The sequence below is a fragment of the Kitasatospora sp. NPDC101157 genome (genome assembly GCF_044768255.1).
GTDB lineage: Bacteria > Actinomycetota > Actinomycetes > Streptomycetales > Streptomycetaceae > Kitasatospora.
The window spans coordinates 177769-195931 of the sequence record NZ_JBIWPL010000006.1; the positions used below are offsets into that span (position 1 = coordinate 177769).

12 protein-coding genes and 3 tRNA genes are annotated in these 18163 nt (G+C 75.3%); 6 read left to right on the forward strand and 9 right to left on the reverse strand.

From position 1 onward, the window contains the following. Positions 1-36: 36 nt before the first annotated feature. The 3 genes from ACIRVF_RS15885 to ACIRVF_RS15895 are packed head-to-tail and all read left to right on the forward strand — an operon-like array spanning position 37 to position 2640. Positions 37-954: an NAD-dependent epimerase/dehydratase family protein gene (locus tag ACIRVF_RS15885; RefSeq protein WP_402817168.1), complete on the forward strand. Its 918-nt coding sequence runs from the start codon at positions 37-39 to the stop codon at positions 952-954. Beyond that, on the forward strand, positions 951-1646 hold the full coding sequence (locus ACIRVF_RS15890; RefSeq protein ID WP_402817170.1) for a spherulation-specific family 4 protein: 696 nt from the start codon (positions 951-953) through the stop codon (positions 1644-1646). Before ACIRVF_RS15885 ends, ACIRVF_RS15890 begins: the two co-directional genes overlap by 4 nt. 22 nt (positions 1647-1668) lie before the next feature. Continuing rightward, entirely contained in the window at positions 1669-2640 is a 972-nt protein-coding gene (locus tag ACIRVF_RS15895) for an endo alpha-1,4 polygalactosaminidase (protein ID WP_402817171.1), read from the forward strand. A gap of 54 nt (positions 2641-2694) precedes the next feature. On the opposite strand, the gene ACIRVF_RS15900 is transcribed toward ACIRVF_RS15895, so the two are convergent. Beyond that, entirely contained in the window at positions 2695-2895 is a 201-nt protein-coding gene (locus ACIRVF_RS15900) for a hypothetical protein (RefSeq protein ID WP_380417516.1), read from the reverse strand. A gap of 153 nt (positions 2896-3048) precedes the next feature. Here ACIRVF_RS15900 and ACIRVF_RS15905 point away from each other — a divergent pair, with 153 nt between their 5' ends. Continuing rightward, positions 3049-4005, forward strand: a complete 957-nt coding sequence (locus ACIRVF_RS15905; RefSeq protein WP_402817173.1) for an aldo/keto reductase — start codon at positions 3049-3051, stop codon at positions 4003-4005. 57 nt (positions 4006-4062) lie between these two features. Here ACIRVF_RS15905 and ACIRVF_RS15910 read toward each other — a convergent pair whose 3' ends face one another. The 3 genes from ACIRVF_RS15910 to ACIRVF_RS15920 form a co-directional block, all read right to left on the reverse strand. Beyond that, positions 4063-5043, reverse strand: coding sequence for a C40 family peptidase (locus ACIRVF_RS15910; RefSeq protein WP_402817175.1), 981 nt, complete (start codon positions 5041-5043; stop codon positions 4063-4065). Beyond that, positions 5040-6302 carry an SPFH domain-containing protein gene (locus tag ACIRVF_RS15915; protein ID WP_402817177.1) on the reverse strand — a complete coding sequence of 421 codons (1263 nt, stop codon included), beginning with the start codon at positions 6300-6302 and terminating at the stop codon, positions 5040-5042. Before ACIRVF_RS15915 ends, ACIRVF_RS15910 begins: the two co-directional genes overlap by 4 nt. A gap of 194 nt (positions 6303-6496) precedes the next feature. After that, on the reverse strand, positions 6497-9202 hold the full coding sequence (locus ACIRVF_RS15920; protein ID WP_402817179.1) for an Ig-like domain-containing protein: 2706 nt from the start codon (positions 9200-9202) through the stop codon (positions 6497-6499). A 447-nt stretch (positions 9203-9649) separates the two neighbouring features. Between ACIRVF_RS15920 and ACIRVF_RS15925 the strand changes: the two genes are divergently transcribed. Further along, positions 9650-10852 carry a globin domain-containing protein gene (locus ACIRVF_RS15925; protein ID WP_402817181.1) on the forward strand — a complete coding sequence of 401 codons (1203 nt, stop codon included), beginning with the start codon at positions 9650-9652 and terminating at the stop codon, positions 10850-10852. Positions 10853-10960: 108 nt separating this feature from the next. Here ACIRVF_RS15925 and ACIRVF_RS15930 read toward each other — a convergent pair. From ACIRVF_RS15930 to ACIRVF_RS15940, 3 genes are all read right to left on the reverse strand, one after another. After that, positions 10961-11036: transfer RNA gene (locus tag ACIRVF_RS15930), tRNA-Arg, on the reverse strand. Positions 11037-11067: 31 nt separating this feature from the next. After that, positions 11068-11143, reverse strand: a tRNA-Arg gene (locus ACIRVF_RS15935). A 164-nt stretch (positions 11144-11307) separates the two neighbouring features. After that, a tRNA-Ser gene (locus tag ACIRVF_RS15940) sits at positions 11308-11398 on the reverse strand. A gap of 179 nt (positions 11399-11577) precedes the next feature. On the opposite strand from ACIRVF_RS15940, the gene ACIRVF_RS15945 reads away from it, so the two are divergent. After that, positions 11578-15045, forward strand: coding sequence for a PAS domain-containing protein (locus tag ACIRVF_RS15945; RefSeq protein WP_402817183.1), 3468 nt, complete (start codon positions 11578-11580; stop codon positions 15043-15045). Between the two features lie 59 nt (positions 15046-15104). Here ACIRVF_RS15945 and ACIRVF_RS15950 read toward each other — a convergent pair whose 3' ends face one another. Further along, positions 15105-16766: a long-chain fatty acid--CoA ligase gene (locus ACIRVF_RS15950; RefSeq protein ID WP_402817185.1), complete on the reverse strand. Its 1662-nt coding sequence runs from the start codon at positions 16764-16766 to the stop codon at positions 15105-15107. Between the two features lie 169 nt (positions 16767-16935). After that, on the reverse strand, positions 16936-18141 hold the full coding sequence (locus tag ACIRVF_RS15955) for a hypothetical protein (RefSeq protein ID WP_402817187.1): 1206 nt from the start codon (positions 18139-18141) through the stop codon (positions 16936-16938). Between the last annotated feature and the right edge of the window lie 22 nt (positions 18142-18163).

Below are 18163 nucleotides of genomic sequence, written 5' to 3' on the forward strand. Positions count from 1 at the left end.
CGCCGCCGCGGGTGCCGAGAGCGACGGACGGGCCGCGTGAGAATCCTGCTGCTCGGCGGCGACGGCTTCCTGGGCCGTCACGCCGCCGCCGTCCTGCGGTCACTGCCCGGGGCCACCGTGCTGACCGCGGGCCGGCGGCCCGCTCACGACCTCCGGCTGGACCTGGGCACCGCCCAGGCCGGCCCGCTCGGCGAGGAACTCGCCGCGCTGGCCCCCGACGTGGTGGTCAACTTCGCCGGCGCGGTGGCCGGCAGCGCGGTCAAGCTCGCCGAGGTGAACGCCCGTGGTCCGGCGGTGCTCTGCGAGGCGCTCGCCCTGGGCGCCCCGAAGGCCCGGCTGGTGCACATCGGTTCGGCCGGCGAGTACGGCGTCTGCGCGCAGGGCGAGTCCCTGACCGAGCAGGCCGACGCCCGCCCGGTCGGCGTGTACGGCGCGACCAAGCTGGCCGGCTCCCTCGCGGTGGCGGGCTCCCCGCTGGACGCGGTGGTGCTGCGGGTGTTCAACCCGGTCGGCCCGGGCGCCCCGGCGGGCTCGCTGCCCGGCCGGCTGGCGGCCGAGCTGCGCCGGGTGGCGCCCCAGGGCGCCGACGGCGTGGTCACGGTCGGGGACCTCTCCGCCTACCGGGACTTCGTGGACGCCCGGGACATCGCCCGGGCGGTCGGCCTGGCCGTCGCCGCCGACCGTCCGCTCCCCCGGGTGCTCAACCTCGCCTCCGGGCGGGCCCAGCCGGTCCGGGCGATCGCCGACGGACTGGTCGCCGCGTCCGGCTTCACCGGCCGGATCGACGAGAACGGGGCGGGCTCCGAGCGCTCGGCCGGGGTCTCCTGGCAGCAGGCCGACGTGTCGGCCGCCGCCCGGGAACTCGGCTGGTACCCGGAGACGGTCCTCGCCGACACCCTGCGCGACCTGTGGCTCGACACCGCCGCGCCCACGGCGGCCCCGGTGGTCGCATGACCGCCGGGACCGCCCCCGACGGCCGCCTGCTGGTGCCGCTGTACGTCCACCCCGCGGTGGACCCGGCGGCCTGGCGGGCGGTCGCCGCCGCCGATCCCGCCCGGATCGCCGCCGTGGTGCTCAACCTCGCGGACGGTCCCGGCGAGGTGCCGGACCACGTCTTCGCCGACGCGGCCGAGGAACTCCGGGCGGCCGGACTGCCGTTGGTGGGCTACGCCGACACCGACTACGGCCGCAGGCCGCACGCGGCCGTGGTCGCCGACATCCTGACGTACCGCCAGCGGCACGGCATCACCGGCGTGTACCTCGACCAGGTCGCCACCCACCCGGGCGCGCTGGCGCACTACCGGCGGCTGGCGACGGCCGCCCGGGCGGCCGGCTGCGGCACCGTGGTGTTCGGCCACGGCGAGCACCCCGACCCCGGGTACGCCGAGGTCGGCCTCGCCGACCTGCTGGTCACCTTCGAGGGCGACTGGGACACGTACCGCGCGATGACCCTGCCGCTGTGGACCGGCCGCCACGCGGCCTCCCGCTTCTGCCACCTGGTCTACGACGTCCCGGCCGAGTCGGCCAGGGACGCCTCCGCACTGATCGCCGCCCGGCGAGCCGGTGTCGGCTGTGCCGTGCCGGGCGCCGGGGAGAACCCCTGGCGCACCCTGCCCCACGGCCTCACCGCCGCTGAACTGACCTGACCCGATCCGGAGTTCGACTACCGTGAACCGCCGCACCCGGCTGCTGCCGGCCGCCATAGCCTTCGCCACCGTCACCGCACTGCTGGTCAGCTCGTGCAGCAGCTCGGGCTCGGAGGACGACCAGGACTCGGCCGACGGCACCCCGAGCAACTCGCCAGCGGCCACCGCGCCGAGCACCCCCGGCGACGGCTCCGCCAGCCCCGGCACACCCGGCGCCACCGGCACCACCACCGCCCCCGGCACCCCTGGCGCCACCACCCCGCCCGGCGCCACCGGCCAGCCGTCGACCGGCACCCGCTGGCAGCCCACCCCGGGCCTGGCCTGGCAGTGGCAGCTCGGCAGCGGCCCCGTCGACCAGTCGGTGGACGTACCGGTCTACGACATCGACGGCTTCGAGAACGACGCCTCGGTGGTCGCCGCGCTGCACGCCAAGGGCCGCAAGGTGATCTGCTACATCAACGCCGGCTCCTGGGAGGACTTCCGTCCCGACTCCGCCGCCTTCGCCAAGGCCCTGCAGGGCTCGGACACCGGCTGGAAGGGCGAGAAGTGGTTCGACATCCGCAAGCTCGACCAGCTGAAGCCGCTGATGGCCACCCGCTTCGACATGTGCAAGAGCAAGGGCTTCGACGCCATCGAGCCGGACACCATCGAGGCCTACAACCAGAACAGCGGCTTCCCGCTCACCCCTGACGACCAGCTCGCCTACAACCGCATGCTGGCGAAGCTCGCGCACGACCGCGGCCTGGCCATCGGCCTGAAGAACGACCTGGACCAGATCCCCGCGCTGCTGCCGGACTTCGACTTCGCGGTCAACGAGGAGTGCTCACAGTTCGACGAGTGCGACCGGGTCGCCCCCTTCGTCAAGGCGGGCAAGGCGGTCTTCCACGTCGAGTACAAGCTCGACACGGACCAGTTCTGCGCCAAGACCAAGGCGCTGGGCTTCAGTTCGATGCAGAAGAAGCTCGACCTCAACGCGTGGCGCAAGCCCTGCTGAGGACGGACTCTCCCGTCGCGCGGGTGGCTCGGACCGGAGCCACCCGCGCGAGGGTCACTTGACCGCCAGCCAGACGACGGCGCCCAGGACGACCAGGGCGACGACGGCGACCAGCGCGATCACGCCGGTGCGACTGCCGCTCTTGCTGCTGCCGTAGGTGGAGACGGAACCCGGTGCCTGACGCGCCGGGCTCTCGTCGACGAACGCCCGGAACATCTGGGTGCTACCGGCGGGGTCGTAGTCGTTGTCAGCCATGGCACGGACTCTAACGAATCCGCCCACCTCAGGCACACCCCGGACCCTCCCCCGGCCCGCGGACCACCCGAGCGTGCGACGGCGGCGCGACGGACTCGTGAAATCCGCGTGACCGACGGAATGCGCTGCCGCGCAAGCGGGTTGACTGCGGGCATGACCACCGGAAACCACAGCCGGGTCCGCCTCGGCGCCTCCGACCTGTTCGTCCACCCGCTGTCCCTCGGCGGCAACGTCTTCGGCTGGACGGCCGACCAACAGCAGTCCTTCGCCGTGCTGGACGCCTACGCGGCGGCCGGCGGCAACTTCGTCGACACCGCCGACTTCTACTCCGCCTGGGCCCCCGGCAACACCGGCGGCGAGTCCGAGACGGTCATCGGCGACTGGCTGCGCCGCCGCGGCAACCGCGACGACATCGTGATCGCCACCAAGGTCGGAATGCACCCCGAGGCGACCGGGCTGGGCGCGGCCACCATCAAGGCCGCCGCCGAGGCCTCGCTGCGCCGCCTGGGCGTGGACCACATCGACCTGTACTACACCCACCGGGACGACGACACCCCGGTCGAGGAGTTCGTGACCGCCCTGGACGAGCTGGTCCGCGCGGGCAAGGTCCGGGCGGTCGCCGCCTCCAACATCTCCGCCGAGCGGCTCGCCGAGGCACTGGCCTTCGCCGAGCGCGAGGGCCTGGCCAAGTACGTCGCGGTCCAGCCGCACTACAACCTGGTCTCCCGCGGCACCTTCGAGGGCCCGCTGGCCGAGGTGGTCGCCGAGCACGGCCTCGCCACCGTGCCGTACTACGCGCTCGCCTCCGGCTTCCTGACCGGCAAGTACCGCCTGGACGGCGCCGGCGTCGACAGCGCCCGCGCCGAGGGCGCCGCCCGCTACCTTGCCGAGCCGCGCGGCCCCAGGGTGCTGGACGCGCTGGACTCGGTCGCCGCCGACCACGGCGTCGAGCCGGCGAGCGTCGCCCTGGCCTGGCTCGCCGCCCGCCCCACGGTCGCCGCCCCGATCGCCAGCGCCCGCACCGTCGAGCAGCTGCCCCCGCTGCTGGCCGGCGCGACGCTGAAGCTCACCCCTGAGCAGACCGCGCTGCTGGACGCGGCCTCCGCCTGAGCACACGACCGGGCCCCCGACAGCGGTGCGCTGTCGGGGGCCCGGCCTGTTCCGCGGCTACGGCCGCCCGAAGTGGGTCGGGTAGTAGCCCGGGCTGAGCGTCGATATCCGGACGGTCCTGCCCGGCCGCGGCGCCTCCACGAACTTGCCGCCGCCCAGGTACAACCCCACGTGGTGGATCCCCGAGGCCCGGCCGCTGTCCGACCAGAACACCAGATCACCCCGGCGCAGCTGCGCCGCGCTGATCGGCGTGGTCGCCGCGTACTGGTCGTCGGCCACCCGCGGCAGGCTGATCCCGCCGCGCCGGTAGGCCTGCTGGACCAGCCCGGAGCAGTCGTAGCCGGACGGGCCGTCGCCGCCCCAGACGTACGGCTTGCCCAGCTGGGCGAGCGCGTAGTCGATGGCCGACTCCGTGCTCCCGGAGGACGCCGTGCCGCCCGGGGACGAACCGCTGTCCGGCCGCTCGGCGGTCTGGCCGGAACCACCGCCGGACTGACCCGTGCGGTTGAGGTAGACGTCGTAGTGGCTGGTCCAGCGCCACTCGCCGCTGCCGTTCCTGAACCAGTACTTCGAACCGTCCCAGCCCTGGCGCGGGCCCCCGGAGGAGGCCGAGCCGTTCGAGACGGGCTCGGCGCCGGAGCCGGCGGGACCGCCGGACCGGCCGGTGCGGCTGAGGTAGACGTCGTAGTGGCTGGTCCAGCGCCACTCGCCGGCGCCGTTCCTGAACCAGTACTTCGAACCGTCCCAGCCCTGCTTGCCGGCCGCGGCGTGCGCGGAGCCGGCCCCGGCCGTCAGGCCGACCACGCCGGCGCCCGCCAGCACGGTGGTGGCCAGGCAGGTCCCCCGCACGGCCCGGTGTATTCGGCTTCCACCGCCCGCCGCGGCTGGCCGGGCGGTGCGCGGCCGGGGGGCGCAGTTCGGGCAGCCGCAGCCCGTGATCGCGGGGATGCTGCCGAGGCGCTCCTCGAAGCCGATCAGGCCGGAGTCGGCGTCGAGACCGGTGTCGGGTTCGGCGTACGCGCCGCTGGCTATCCTCATGCGGGTCGTCCTTCCTTCCGCCCGGCACGTGCGGCCGGGGGCGGTACCGAGGCGGCCACTCCGGCCGGGGCGACGAAGGCGACCAGCAGCTGCTCCATCAGCGCGCTGCGGGCGGCCTCGTCCAGTTCGTGCGCGGTCGCGCGCTCCAGTCGGCGGACGGCCAGCGCCGCCGCCTCCACGGCGTCGTCGACCAGCACGGTCCGCAGGCCCGCGTCGAGGTCGGCCAGCCGGCGGCGGCGCATCGACTCGGCCACCTCGGGCGCGTAGTCCAGCGCCAGCGGCTGCACCGAGTAGACCTCCAGGCCCGCCGGGGCGGCTTCGGCGGCCAGCGCCCGGGTCATCTCGTCGGCGAACCACTGGCCGTCGCGAAGCGCGGGGCCGGGCGCCGAGTTGCTGTCGCACGGCAGGGTGGACGCGGTGCGGGTGAGCACCGCCTGGACCTGCTCGCGCAGGTAGCTCTCGTGGTCGGCGATCGCCAGCAGCGCCCGCGCGGTGTCCTTGACCCGCCAGACGATCAGCAGCCGGACGACGATCGGGGTGCCGGTGCGGTCGACCACCTTGACCGGCTCGCTGCGCCAGTGCCGCAGCCGCACGTCGACCCGGCGGCGGCGCAGCAGCGGGTTGACCCAGACCAGCCCGGTCCTGCGCACCGTGCCCCGGTAGCGGCCCCAGCGGGTCAGCACCCGGGTCTCGCCGCCCGCGTTGGCCAGCAGACCGGCCAGCGCGAACACCACCAGCAGGCCGGCCGCGCCGACCACGGCGACCACCGGGGCGTCCACCTCGGCCCGGCCGCCGTCCCGGGCGGCGGCGTCGCGCAGGTCGGGCAGCACGTCCCAGTGCGGGACGACGCCGGTGCGCAGCAGCACGTACCCCGCCCCGGCCAGGCCGAGCAGCACGACCAGCAGGGCGACCCAGCCGGGCAGGGCGGTGGCGGGGTGCTCGCGGACCGCCTGGTCCGCCCGCGGGGGGCGGCGCGAGGTGGCGGCGGCGGGGGCACCCGGTCGGCCGATCCCGGGGAGCTCGACGGTCTCCGGGGCGGCCGTCTCCAGCGGGTCCCGCGGGTCGGCGGAACGGGCGGGGGACGGGCCGGGGACGACGGCCGACGGGGCGGTCGCCGGGCCGCCGTCGGCCGGGCCGGCCGAACCGGCCGGCACCTTGGCCAGCGGGCTGGCACCGGAGGCGGAACGTTCCGGCAGGGCCGGTGGGAACGGCTTGGGCAGGTTGTCGGGTCGCTGCGAAGAATCGCGGGTGACGTCCATGCACGGATCCTCTGGGTCTGGTGTGTCGCGCAACGGGCGGCCCGGATCTGACGGGCAGTGCCAGAGTCAGGCTAAGTTCATACGTCATCAAATGCGACATTTGAACCGAGGTGTGTCGACATTTACTGACTAATCGTCCGAAGTCACCTGACGCGCAGCCACACGGACGGATGGTCGGGACAGTTCGGCGCAGGTCAGCGCCGTCGCGCGCCGGGGCCCGGGGCGAACACCCGGCGGGTGATCAGCCCGATTCCGGCGAGCACCAGCAGCGTCCCGGCGAGCGGGCCGTGCCAACGGGACTCCCGGGGCCGCCCGGCCGCCGCCCCCTCGACGGGCGGTGCGGGCAGCGGCCGGGCGGTGGCCCGGCCGGCCCCGGATCCGCCCTGGCCGGCGACCGTAGTGGCCGACAGGGGTTCAGCAGCGGCGGAGGCGGAGGCGGCGGACGGAACGGCACCGCGCGGCGCCGGAGCCGAGGCAGCCGGGGCGGCAGGGTCGCCAGGGGTGGCAGGGTCGGCAGGGGCGGCAGGGTCGGCAGGGGGCGCGGGCACGAACGGCACCATCAGAGGGACGGCGACCGGCAGCAGGCCCGGCGGAACGGGCCGCACCTCCCGGGCCTCGGCCGAGCCGGAGGGCTTCGGCGAGGACGCCACCGACGCCGTCACGCTCACCGTCGGAGCAGCACTCGCGGCAGGCCCAACCTCCGCCGTGGCGACGGCCGTTGAGGGGGTGACCGGAGCCGGAGCGGCCGCCGCGGAGGTCGGCACCGCGGCCGCCACCCGCACCCGCACCGGCTCCGCCGAGGCCCCGTTCCCCGCCGGGTCGGTCACCGTGACGGTCAGCCACTGCTCCCCGTCCGACAGGTCCCGGTTGGCGGTGCAGCTCCAGCTCCCGTCCAGCGCCGCCGCCACCCCGCACAGCACCGTACGGTCCCCCGCCCCGGCATCCGCACCCGCCGTGACCAGCACGTTCGCTCCCGGTTCGGCCCGCCCGGCAAGCGTCGGCCGGCTCACCCGCAGCACCTCGTCCGGGGCCGGCGAGCCCAGCACCGGCCTGTCCGGGGGCACGGTGTCCACCACCAGGGCGACCGGCTGCCCCTCCGTCCGGTTCCCCGCCGCGTCGGCCGCGACCGGGGTGAGCCGGTGGCTGCCGTCCGCCAGGTTCTCGACCGGCAGGCAGGACCAGGCGCCGTCCGACCGCACGGAACTGCTGCACAGGTCGGAGGAGGTGGCCCGGTCGGCGACCGAGACGGTGCTGCCCGCCTCGCCGGTGCCGGTGAGCCGCAGCCCCGGGTCGTTGGTGTAGGCGGGGAGGGTGAGGACGGGCGCGGCCGGCGGCGTGGTCTTCACGGCGACCTCGACCGCCTCGCCGTGCAGCGCCACGCCCCCGCCGGTGGTCTCCACCGCAGCCAGGCGGTGCGCCCCGGCCGCGAGCACGTCGGCGGGTCGGCAGGACCAGCCGCCGCCGCGTTCGACCACGGCCCGGCACAGCGTGCCGTCGCCCTCCCGGACCTGCACCGAGGCGCCCGGGACCGCGCCCTCGCCGCGGATCCGCGGGCGGGCGTCGGCCAGCACGGCGCCGTCGACCGGCTCGGCGATCTCGGGCCGCGCCGCACCGACGGTGAGCCTGATCCGCTGGTCGGAGACCTGCCCCGAGTCGGCGAAGCCGCCGGAGGGGACGAGCTGGCTGGTGTCGCGGCCGATCCGCAGCCGGGCCCAGGTCTCGCCGGAGGCGGCGCCGGGCGGCACGGTCCACTCCAGGGTCGCGGTGTCGGCTCCGGCCGGGATCTCGGTCTGCACCCGGTCGGCGGGTTCGAACCGGCCGTCGCGGTCGAAGTCGATCCAGCCGGCCAGGGTCGCGGGCCGGCCGCCCACCGCGACCGGGACGGTGAGCCGGTAGTAGTGGCCGATCGCGGCCTCGTCCGGGAAGTGGATCGACGGGTCGGCGCCCTGGTACTCGCCGCGGCCCGGCCGGCGCTCGGGCGGCGGCGGGCTGGTGGCGGGACTCGCGAAGGGGTTGCCCCGCCGCACGGCGTCGTGGTCGAGCTCGACCATCGGCCCGTCGTCCGCGGAGCCGCCGGGCCGGGGCCGCTCCCGGCGGCTCGGGGTGGCGGCGTCGGCGCCCAGGAAGAGGTCCGAGACCACGTGCGAGGCGTTGCCGTAGGACTGCGGCGCGGTGCCGAGGTCCTCGTCCACGGTGACCGTGAAGGCCGGGCGCAGCGCGGGCGGGGCGGTGGTGCTCCCGCTCCGGGCGGTGGAGCGCTGCTCGACCCGGAACACCGCGGTGTGGACGGTCCCGGTGAGTTCCAGGGTGCCCTGGGCGGCGGAGGCCGCGACACCGTCGGAGCTGCCGTCACTCCCGGCGGGGGCGAGGGAGTCGGTGTCGACCGTCCAGCCGGTCCAGTCGGTGCGGCGGGCCAGGGCGGGGGCGGCGGGTGAGCCGCCGGTGAGGGAGAGCCGCGCCGCGGTGCTGGTGGTACCGGATTTCCCGGTGGTCACCGCGGCCAGACCGCTGAGGTGCAGCCGGGGATTGCGGACCGGCTGGGAGAAACCGAGTCGGAGCGTTCCGACGGTGTGCCAGGAACCGTCCGCCCGCGGACGGTCGGCGGCGATCCGGAACGCCTGGGCCGGGTCGCCGGGGTGCTTTCCGTCCGCGTACACCTTTGCGGAATACCCCCCTCCGGAACGGTCTGCCAGGCGGCCGGGCTCGGCGCTGACGCCCGCGCCCGGCGCGGCCGTGAAGTCGAGCTGGACGGCGAGGCCGGACGGCAGCACCGCCCGGTGCTCCCCCGACCAGGCGTCAGGGGACTGCTCCGCCACCGCGTGCGGGGCGTTCCAACCGGTCAGCGCCCCGGCCGTGAGGACGGCCAGGGCGGCTGCCGTGCGGGGAAACCGTCGGCTCATCCGGCTCTCCTTCACTGTCGGCTGCCGGAGTGACGGGCAGTCCGGGCACAAGATCCGACAAAACGGAAGCACGACACCGGACCGGTCATCCCGCGACACCTGTGGTTCCGGCCGCGTCCCACCCGTTCGGCAGCCACAGGCAGCAGAGCGGGACGTGCCCGAAACGGCCGCCTCCGTCCATGGGCCGGCAATGGATGGGTCCCGAACGGCCGGATCACCCGAATGGCCGACGGCCGGGAATTCCGGCCGATTCGTCGGACGCCCGCGGCCGCGACCTGACGATTCGTCGAGAGGCTCTGTTCGAATTGCCCACCGCTCAGTAGAGTCGGTCCCCGTGACCATGGACCCGGTGCTCGTCAAGCGCGGTTTCGCCGTCCACGCGGTGGCCGGCGGCACCGTGGGCGCGGCGCTCACCGAAGCCCGGTCGGCCTAGCCGGGAGCGGTCCGGTGCCCTTCGACCCCGCGGTCATCCGCGCCAGCTTCGCCGTGGTCGAACTCCGGGCCGACCATCTGACCACCTTCTTCTACGCCCATCTGTTCAGCCACCACCCCGGGCTGCGGCCGCTCTTCCCCGCCCAGCTGCACGAGCAGCGCGACCGGCTGTTCGCCGCGCTCACCAGGATCGTGCGGGGGCTGGACGAGCCCGACCGGCTCACCGAGTACCTGCGGGCGCTCGGGCGCGACCACCGCAAGTTCCAGGCCGCGCCCGAGCACTACCCGGCCGTCGGGGACAGCCTGATCGCCGCGCTGCGGCAGTGCTCCGGCCACTCCTGGACGCCGGAGACCGAGAAGGCCTGGACCGAGGCCTACACCGTGATCGCCCGGATCATGATCGAGGCCGCCGACGACCTTCCGGCGCAGGACCCGGCCTGGTGGGAGACCGAGGTCGCCACCCGCCGCCGGGCCGCCCCCGACCTGGTCGTGCTCACCCTCGCCCCGATGCGCCCGTACCCCTTCACGGCCGGCCAGTACGTCACCCTCAGCAGCCCCCGGGTGCCCCGGGTCTGGCGGTCGTACTCGCTCGCCAACGCGCCGCGCCCGGACGGCAGCCTGGAGCTGCACGTACGGCGGGTGCCCGGCGGACTGCTGAGCCCCGTCCTGGTGGAGGACGTGATGCCCGGCGAACTGCTGCGGCTCGGGCCGCCGCTCGGCGGGGCCGTGCTCGCCCCCGGCTCGGACCGGCCGCTGCTGCTGGTCGCCGCGGGCAGCGGCTGGGGGCGGACCAAGGCGCTGGTGGAACAGCTCACCGCCGAGCAGCCGGACCGGGAGGCCACCGTGCTGCTGGCGGCCCGCTCGGCGGCCGGGCAGTACGACCTGGACACGGTGCGGCGGCTGCTGGTCCGCAATCCCCGGCTGCAGGTGCTGACGGCCGTACCCCACCCGTCGGCGGGCCCGGGCGGGACCACCGCACTGCTGCGGCGGACGCTGCTCCGGCACGGCGACTTCACCGGCTGGGAGGTCCACCTCTCCGGCGCGCCGGAACTGGTCGCCGAGCTCGCCGAACTGCTCCGGTCCCTGGGCGCCGCCCCGGAGCTGGTCCGGCACGACCCGGCGCCGGTGACCTTCAACCGGGCCCGGCCGCTGACCAGCTCGGACTGGTTCCTGGACCGCCGGGACGTGCCCTGGATCAACCGCACCGACCTGGGGTGACCCGCGTCATGGAGAAGCCGGGACCGGGGAAACGGGACCAGGGAACGACCAGGGAACAGGGACCGGGGAAACGGAGAAGCCCCCGGCCGGTGGCCGGGGGCTTCTCGCTGGTGCGCTCAGCAGGATTCGAACCTGCAACCTCTTGATCCGTAGTCAAGTGCTCTATCCGTTGAGCTATGAGCGCAAGGAACGGGCGAACCCGATCTTGCGGAGTTTGGTGCGCTCAGCAGGATTCGAACCTGCAACCTCTTGATCCGTAGTCAAGTGCTCTATCCGTTGAGCTATGAGCGCTCGCCCTGCTGACCGTTGTCCTCGGGGCGTTGCGTGGACAACATTACATGACCTGCGACGTAGGACGAAATCGATTGATCCGGCCCCTTCGGACCGGCCGGTGATCACGCCCCGGACATGCAGAGGAGCCCCGCCGACAAGATCGTCGACGGGGCTCCCGGCTGCGGAGGCTGAGGGATTTGAACCCTCGATCAGGAATAACCCCGAAACCGCATTAGCAGTGCGGCGCCATAGACCGGACTAGGCGAAGCCTCCCCACATGGACCGCACCCGCGCGAAGCGGACCCGTTCCGTGTGTCAGTGATGATGCCACAACCGTGGGGTTCGGCACCAACCACCGCCAACGTTACTAGGCGGGTCGTCCCCGCCGCAAAGAAGAAATGAGATACTGCCGACTCCGGAGGAGCTGCCCTGAGCCGAGGAGACCTGTCGACGTGAGCAGCAGGCCGATCCGAGGCGCTGCTCGCCTCGACGCCATACTCGACGCCCTGCCCGACGCGTTGTTGCTGGTGAACAGCAACGGCACCGTCGTGGACGCCAACAGCGCGGCCGTCCAGGCGCTGCAGGCGCCGGGCACCTCGCTGGTCGGCATGGGCGTGCTCGGCCTGCTGCCCGAGTTCGACCCCAGCCGCATCCCCGGGTCGATGCGCCCGGCCACCCGCGACGGCGACGCCCTCGACCGCCCGGTGCGGATGACCGCCCACCGCACCGACGGCACGACCTTCCCGGTCGAGGTCTCCGGCAACGACTTCGCCACCGACGGCGGCGGCGACGGCTACGGGCGCTCCCCGTACGACCCCTACCGCGACGGCCCCCGGGCCTCCTCGTCCTCCGACCTCCTCCTGCTGCTGGTCCGCGACCTCTCCGGGCGGCTGGGCGTCGAGGCCGAGCTGCGCCGCCAGCACAAGCAGACCGAGATGATCCTGCGGGCCGCCGCCGAGGGCGTGCTCGGCGTGGACCTCGAAGGCCGCTGCGTGCTGGTCAACCCGGCCGCCGCGCACATCCTGGAGTACCGGGCGAGCGAGCTGGGCGGGCGCGAGCTGCACCCGCTGATCCAGCACTCCCGGGCAGACGGCACCCCGCTGGCGCTGGAGGAGTCCGCGCTGCTGGACACCCTGACCTCCGGGCGCAAGCACCGGGTCCGCGGCACCGTGCTCTGGCGCAAGGACGGCCGCCCGGTCACCGTCGACCTGACCACCGCCCCGGTCCGGGACGGCGACCAGCTGGTCGGCGCGGTGATGACCTTCACCGACCGCAGCCGCGAACTCGCCCTGATCGCCCGCAACGAGCACCTCACCGCCGTCCTGGAGAGCGAGCTCGGCGGTGCGCTGAACGCGCTGAACCAGCGGCTGGACCGGCTCGCCGCCGACCCGGCCGGGCAGCTCTGGCCGGAGGCCAACTGGACCCTGCGCCGGCTCGCCGACGAGTGCCGCCGGTTCGGGAAGCTGATCGACGGGGTGCTCGAACACCAGCGCTCCGAGAGCGGCGAGAGCGGACCACCCGAGGGCAGGGAGCCGAAGGACGGCAAGGACGGCAAGACCGGGGGCAAGGCCGCGCAGCGGGTGCCGGTCGGCCTGGACGACGTGGTGCACCGGGCCGTCGAGGAGGCCGGCGAGCTGGTCGGCCCCGGCCGGGTGCGCTTCTCGGTGCACGCCGCCGCGGTCGAGGTGATCGCCGACGAGCGGCGGCTCGCCCAGGCGCTGGCCCACCTGGTCGCCGACGTCAGCGGCACCGGCCTCTCGCTGGACCCGCCCGCCGTTCCCTCCCCCGGTCTGGCCGTCCCCGGTCTGACCGCGCCCGGACTCGGCGGCCCGCCCGTCCCGGCCGCGCCCGCCGAACCGCCGACCGTCGTCCTGGCCGCCGCCCAGCGCGGCGAGGTCGCTCGGGTCGAGATCCGCGGCCCCGGCATCGGCGGCAGCCCCGTCCACCTGCCGATAGCCCGCGCGGTGGTCGAGCGCCACGGTGGCGTGCTCCAGCCGCACGAGCTGCCCGGCAAGGCCGGGACCACGTACGTGGTCGAGCTGCCGTTGGACCCGGTGGCCGCGAAGGCCGCCGCCGAGCGCGCGTCCGCCGAGGGCCGCTCCGACCGGCCCAAGGAGAGCGACAGCGCCGTCCTGCCCGAGCTGCCGGGCATCCCCCAGCTCCCCAGCAGCGGCGACGCCGCCGGGGACGGCGGGAAGACCCCGGCCGCCCCCGGCGCCCCGGCCGGTCCGGGCGCCCCGGCCGGTCCGGGCGGAGCCGACGCCCCGGGCGAGGAGCGGCCCGCCCGCGCCCCCGAAGCCGAGCAGGCCCCCGCCGAGGAGCCCCCGGCCGAGCGCCGCGGACGCCGCGGCCGCCCCGCCGCCGAGACCCCGGCCCCCGGGACCGCCACCTCCCCGGCCGGCCCGGCCGACCAGTGGCCGAACGCCCCCGCCAGGGTGGAGCGGGCCGTCCCCGAGCAGTGGAACGGCACCGGGAACGACCCCGCGTACGGCCGCCGCGGCCTGGCCGCCCCGGAGACGCCGCAGAGCGACCCGTGGGGCAAGGACGACGGCCGGTCCGGCCCTGCCTACGCCGTGCCCGTCGAGGGCGGCGGCCCGCAGCAGGAGCGGCCCGCCGGCCGGGAGCCCCTCGCGCTCGGCCCCGCACCCGCCGACGCCGCCGCCCAGCCGGGCGAAGTGCCCGCCGAGGACGGCACCGAGGCCAAGCCGCGCCGACGCCGCGCCCTGCCCTCGGCCGAGGACTCCTCGGGCGGCTTCGCGCTGCCCGGTGTGGGCGACGCCCCGGTGTACCCCGGTCTGGAGCACTCCCTGCCCGCCGGCCCGCCGCCCGTACCGGCCGAGCCCGCCGCCGCGCCGACCGGCCGCCGCCGGCGGCTCTCCGTACCGCCGGGGCCCGCCGCGGACGCCCCGACCGGAGCCTCCGCCCCGCAGCCCGGCGGCGCGCTGGAGCCCGCCCGGCCCGCGCTGCCCGCCGCCGAGGAGCAGGCCGGGCCGCGTCCGGTCGGCAGCGGCCTGGCCGAACTCACCCCGCCGCGCCCGGTCGGCACCCCCGTCGGCACCCCGCCGGTGCCCGCCCTCCCGGCACAGCCGCCCGCGCCGGTCGCGCCGCGCCCGATGGCCGAACTGCCGGCCGCCGGGGGCGACCGCCCGGACCCCGAACGGCCGCAGCCCGCGTCCGGCGAGCTGGCCAACACCCGTCGGCTGCTGGTCTGGCCCGAGCCCGACCCGGCCACCGGCCAGGCCCTCCAGTCGCGCGGCTACCTCCCGGTGATCGTCCGCTCCCGCGAGGAGGTGGACGCCCAGGTGGCCGGTTTCCCGGCGGCGCTCTTCGTCGACCCGCTGACCAGCCCGATCACCCGGACCGCGCTGCAGTCGCTGCGCACCGCGGCACTCAACAGCCGGATCCCGGTGCTGGTCACCGCCGGCCTCGGCCAGGCCACCCGGGACGCCGCGTACGGCGCCGACCCGGCCGTGCTGCTGCGCGCCCTCGCCCCGCGCGACGGCGAGCACCACGCCCCGCGGGTGCTGCTGGTCGAGGGCGATCCGGACATCGCCGCCGCCATGATCAGCAGCCTGGAGCGGCGCGGCATGCACGTCGAGCACGCGGTGGACGAGAACGACGCGGTCGCCCGGGCCAGCAGCGTCCAGCCCAACCTGGTGGTGATGGACCTGTTCCGGATCCGCCGCCGCCGGGTCGGCCTGCTGGACTGGCTGCGCGCCAACGACCGGCTGCACCGCACCCCGCTCGTGGTCTACACCTCGGTGGACCTCGACCCGCGCGAACTGCCCCGGCTGCGCACCGGCGAGACCGTGCTGTTCCTCGCCGAGCGCTCGACCAGCGAGGACGTCCAGTCCCGGATCGTCGACCTGCTGGGGCGGATCGGCGCGATGGGCGAGGCCGGCGTCGCCGCCGCGGGCTGAGCCGGGACGCGCCGGAGGGCCGGCCCCCGTTCCGCACGGGGACCGGCCCTCCCGCCGTCCTACTCCTTGCCGAGCGTGGCGACGTCCAGCTCGCCGGCGGCGTAGCTCGCCCGGATCACCTTCTTGTCGAACTTGCCGACCGAGGTCTTCGGGACGGACTCGACGATCGCCCAGCGCTCCGGCAGCTGCCAGGAGGCGACCCGCTCGGCCAGGAAGGCCCGCAGCTCCCGCAGACCGGCGGTCGCACCCGGGCGCAGCACGACGGTGGCCAGCGGGCGCTCTCCCCACTTCTCGTCCGGCACCGCGACCACGGCGGCCTCGGCCACCTCGGGGTGGCCCATCAGGGCGTTCTCCAGCTCGACGGAGGAGATCCACTCTCCGCCCGACTTGATGACGTCCTTGGCCCGGTCGGTGAGGGTCAGGTAGCCGTCCGCGGTGATGGTGCCGACGTCGCCGGTGCGCAGCCAGCCGTCCTCGGAGAACTTGTCGTCCGGGCGGAGCGGGTCCTGCCCGGCGCCGCCGTAGTAGGCCCCGGCGATCCACGGGCCGCGCACCTCCAGCTCGCCGGCCGCGACGCCGTCGTGCGGCATCCGTTCGCCGCCCGGGCCGATCAGCCGGGCCTCGACCGAGGCCGGGAACAGGCCCTGGGTGATCCGGTACGGCCACTCCTCCTCGGGGGTGAGGCCGCCCGGCGGCTGGGCGAAGGAGCCGAGCGGGGAGGTCTCGGTCATGCCCCAGGCGTGCAGCACCCGGATGCCGTGGCGCTCGTCGTAGGCCTTCATCAGCGAGGGCGGACAGGCGCTGCCGCCGATGACCACCATGCGCAGGCTGGAGGTGTCGTAGTCGCCGGCGTCCAGCTCGTCCAGCAGGCCGCTCCAGATGGTGGGTACGGCGGCGCTGACGGTGGGGCGGACGGCGGCGATCATCTCGGCCATCGGCTTGGGCTGGAGGAAACGATCCGGCATGAGCAGGTTGGCACCGGACATGAAGGCCGCGTGCGGGATGCCCCAGGCGTTCACGTGGAACATCGGGACCACCGGCAGGGCGGTGTCCCGCGGGGTGAAGGCGAAGTTGTCACCGGTGTTGACCTGCATGCAGTGCAGGTAGATCGAGCGGTGGCTGTAGAGCACGCCCTTCGGGTCGCCGGTGGTGCCCGAGGTGTAGCAGAGCACGGCGGCCTGGCGCTCGTCGATGTCGCGCTGCCACGGGTACTCGGTGGGCCGGGCGGCGATCAGCTCCTCGTAGTCGTGCACGCCGCCCGCGAAGCCGGCCAGCAGCGAACGGTCGCCGGGGCCGGCCACCACGATGTGCTTCAGGGTGGGCGCGAGGTCCGGGAGCACGGCGGCGAGCAGCGGCAGGACGGTGCCGTTGACGATGACCACGCGGTCGGCGGCGTGGTTGACGATGAAGGACAGCTGCTGGGCGGGCAGCCGCAGGTTCAGGGTGTGCAGCACGGCCCCCGTCGAGGGGACGGCGAGGTACGCCTCCAGGTGGAAGTCGTTGTTCCACATCAGGGTCGCCACCCGGTCGTCCCCGGTCACCCCGAGCTCGTCGCGCAGCGCGTGGGCGAGCTGCGCGGCGCGGGCGCCCACCTCGGCGTAGGTCCGCACGACCGGCCCGGTGGCGTCCCAGGTGGTGACGGTGGATCGGGCGTGGACCGTGGACCCGTGCTCCAGGATCCGGGCGACGGTGAGCGGTACGTCCTGCATCGTGCTGAACACGGGTCCTCCTCGACCTGGCGGCACTGGTGGCTCCTACGGCACACCTACCGGGCGGTAATACGCGCGGACGTGCCCGATTGTGCCGTTTCCGTCCACCCCTGTCAGCATCCTGACCCCGTTGCACGGATCACGGACCCGGCGCGTCCCCTCCCGGGCGTCGCGGGACGGCTCAGCGGTGGTCGGGGCGGCAGAGGCGCAGCGAGTTGGCCGGGTCCGGGACGAAGGCCGGGTCCAGCGTCCAGCCCTGCTCGGCGGCGATGCACAGGGCCCGGTGGGCGCCGGCGCCGCGGTAGGTGGCGCGGTGCAGCTGGATGCGGCGCAGGAAGGTGCCGTCCGGGGCGACCAGCCGGCCGTAGCTGTCGGCGGTGCGGCCGAGTTCACGGGTGGCCTCGCGCTTGAGGATGCGGCGGACGTGGCGGTCCCAGGCGGCCCGGCTGCCGGTGAACTCCGCCCGGAAGGCGCGCGGGCCGACCGTCCAGCGGGCGCCCCAGCGCTCCCAGTGGTCGGGCTCGGTGCGGTTCACCCAGAAGGTGAGCAGGCCGTACACCGGGACGTAGACGATCTGGAGCAGGAAGATCACCGGCAGCAGCGGTGCGAAGCGGCCCGGCTGCGGGCCCCACGGGGTGCCGGGGGCGGCCGGCGGGTCCTGCGGGGAGGGGGCGCCCAGCGCGGCCGGGGCGGGGATCCGACGGACCAGCCGGACCCGCTCGGCGTCCGTGCCGGACGGCGCCCCCTGCCAGCCGAACCGCTCGGCGATCCGGGCCACGCCCTGGGCGCCGAGGCCCCGGTAGAGGCGCACGGCGAGTTCGACCGACACCTCGCGGCTGAGGTCGACCTGCAGCCGGCCGCCGCCGGCCGCGTGGTTCGCCTCGGCGGCGGCGATGCGGCGCCTGAGCACCGGGGTGACGTAGCGCTCCCAGTCCTCGGGGCGGCCGGTGAGCTCCGCCCGTAGGCGGCGCGGCGGGACGAAGCTGCGGTTGACCCGTAGCCAGCCGTCCGAACTGGGGCCCTCACCACCGTAGTTGGAGAAGATCGCGGCCGCGAGGAGGACCGCGAAGACGCCCACCAGGGCGAGGATCCAGAGCGGGGCGTAGATCCACTGCAGGACGAACTGGAGCAGCACGACCGAGCGGTTGCGGCGCGGCAGCGGGCCGGGGAGGACGGCGCGGGGCTGGGGTCCGGGCTGGGGATAGGGCTGGGGCTGGGGCTGGGGCTGGACGGCGTACGGCTGCGGCTGCGGCTGGTGCGGCGGGACCGGCTGGGCGTACGGGTTCGGGCCGTACGGATGGGGGCCGTACGGGCTCGGGCCGTACGGGTTCTGCTGCGGGGTGCCGCCGTACCCGGCCGCGCCCGGGCGTTCCTGGCCGTTCGTCATGCCGCCCCCTCCGTGCTCGGTG

What these genes read in the sequence shown, in the direction of transcription:
- ACIRVF_RS15920 (WP_402817179.1), bottom strand. Translation starts at nt 9,202, where the DNA reads ATGAGCCGACGGTTTCCCCGCACGGCAGCCGCCCTGGCCGTCCTCACG.
- ACIRVF_RS15905 (WP_402817173.1), top strand. Translation starts at nt 3,049, where the DNA reads ATGACCACCGGAAACCACAGCCGGGTCCGCCTCGGCGCCTCCGACCTG.
- ACIRVF_RS15900 (WP_380417516.1), bottom strand. Translation starts at nt 2,895, where the DNA reads ATGGCTGACAACGACTACGACCCCGCCGGTAGCACCCAGATGTTCCGG.
- ACIRVF_RS15915 (WP_402817177.1), bottom strand. Translation starts at nt 6,302, where the DNA reads ATGGACGTCACCCGCGATTCTTCGCAGCGACCCGACAACCTGCCCAAG.
- ACIRVF_RS15955 (WP_402817187.1), bottom strand. Translation starts at nt 18,141, where the DNA reads ATGACGAACGGCCAGGAACGCCCGGGCGCGGCCGGGTACGGCGGCACC.
- ACIRVF_RS15910 (WP_402817175.1), bottom strand. Translation starts at nt 5,043, where the DNA reads ATGAGGATAGCCAGCGGCGCGTACGCCGAACCCGACACCGGTCTCGAC.
- ACIRVF_RS15890 (WP_402817170.1), top strand. Translation starts at nt 951, where the DNA reads ATGACCGCCGGGACCGCCCCCGACGGCCGCCTGCTGGTGCCGCTGTAC.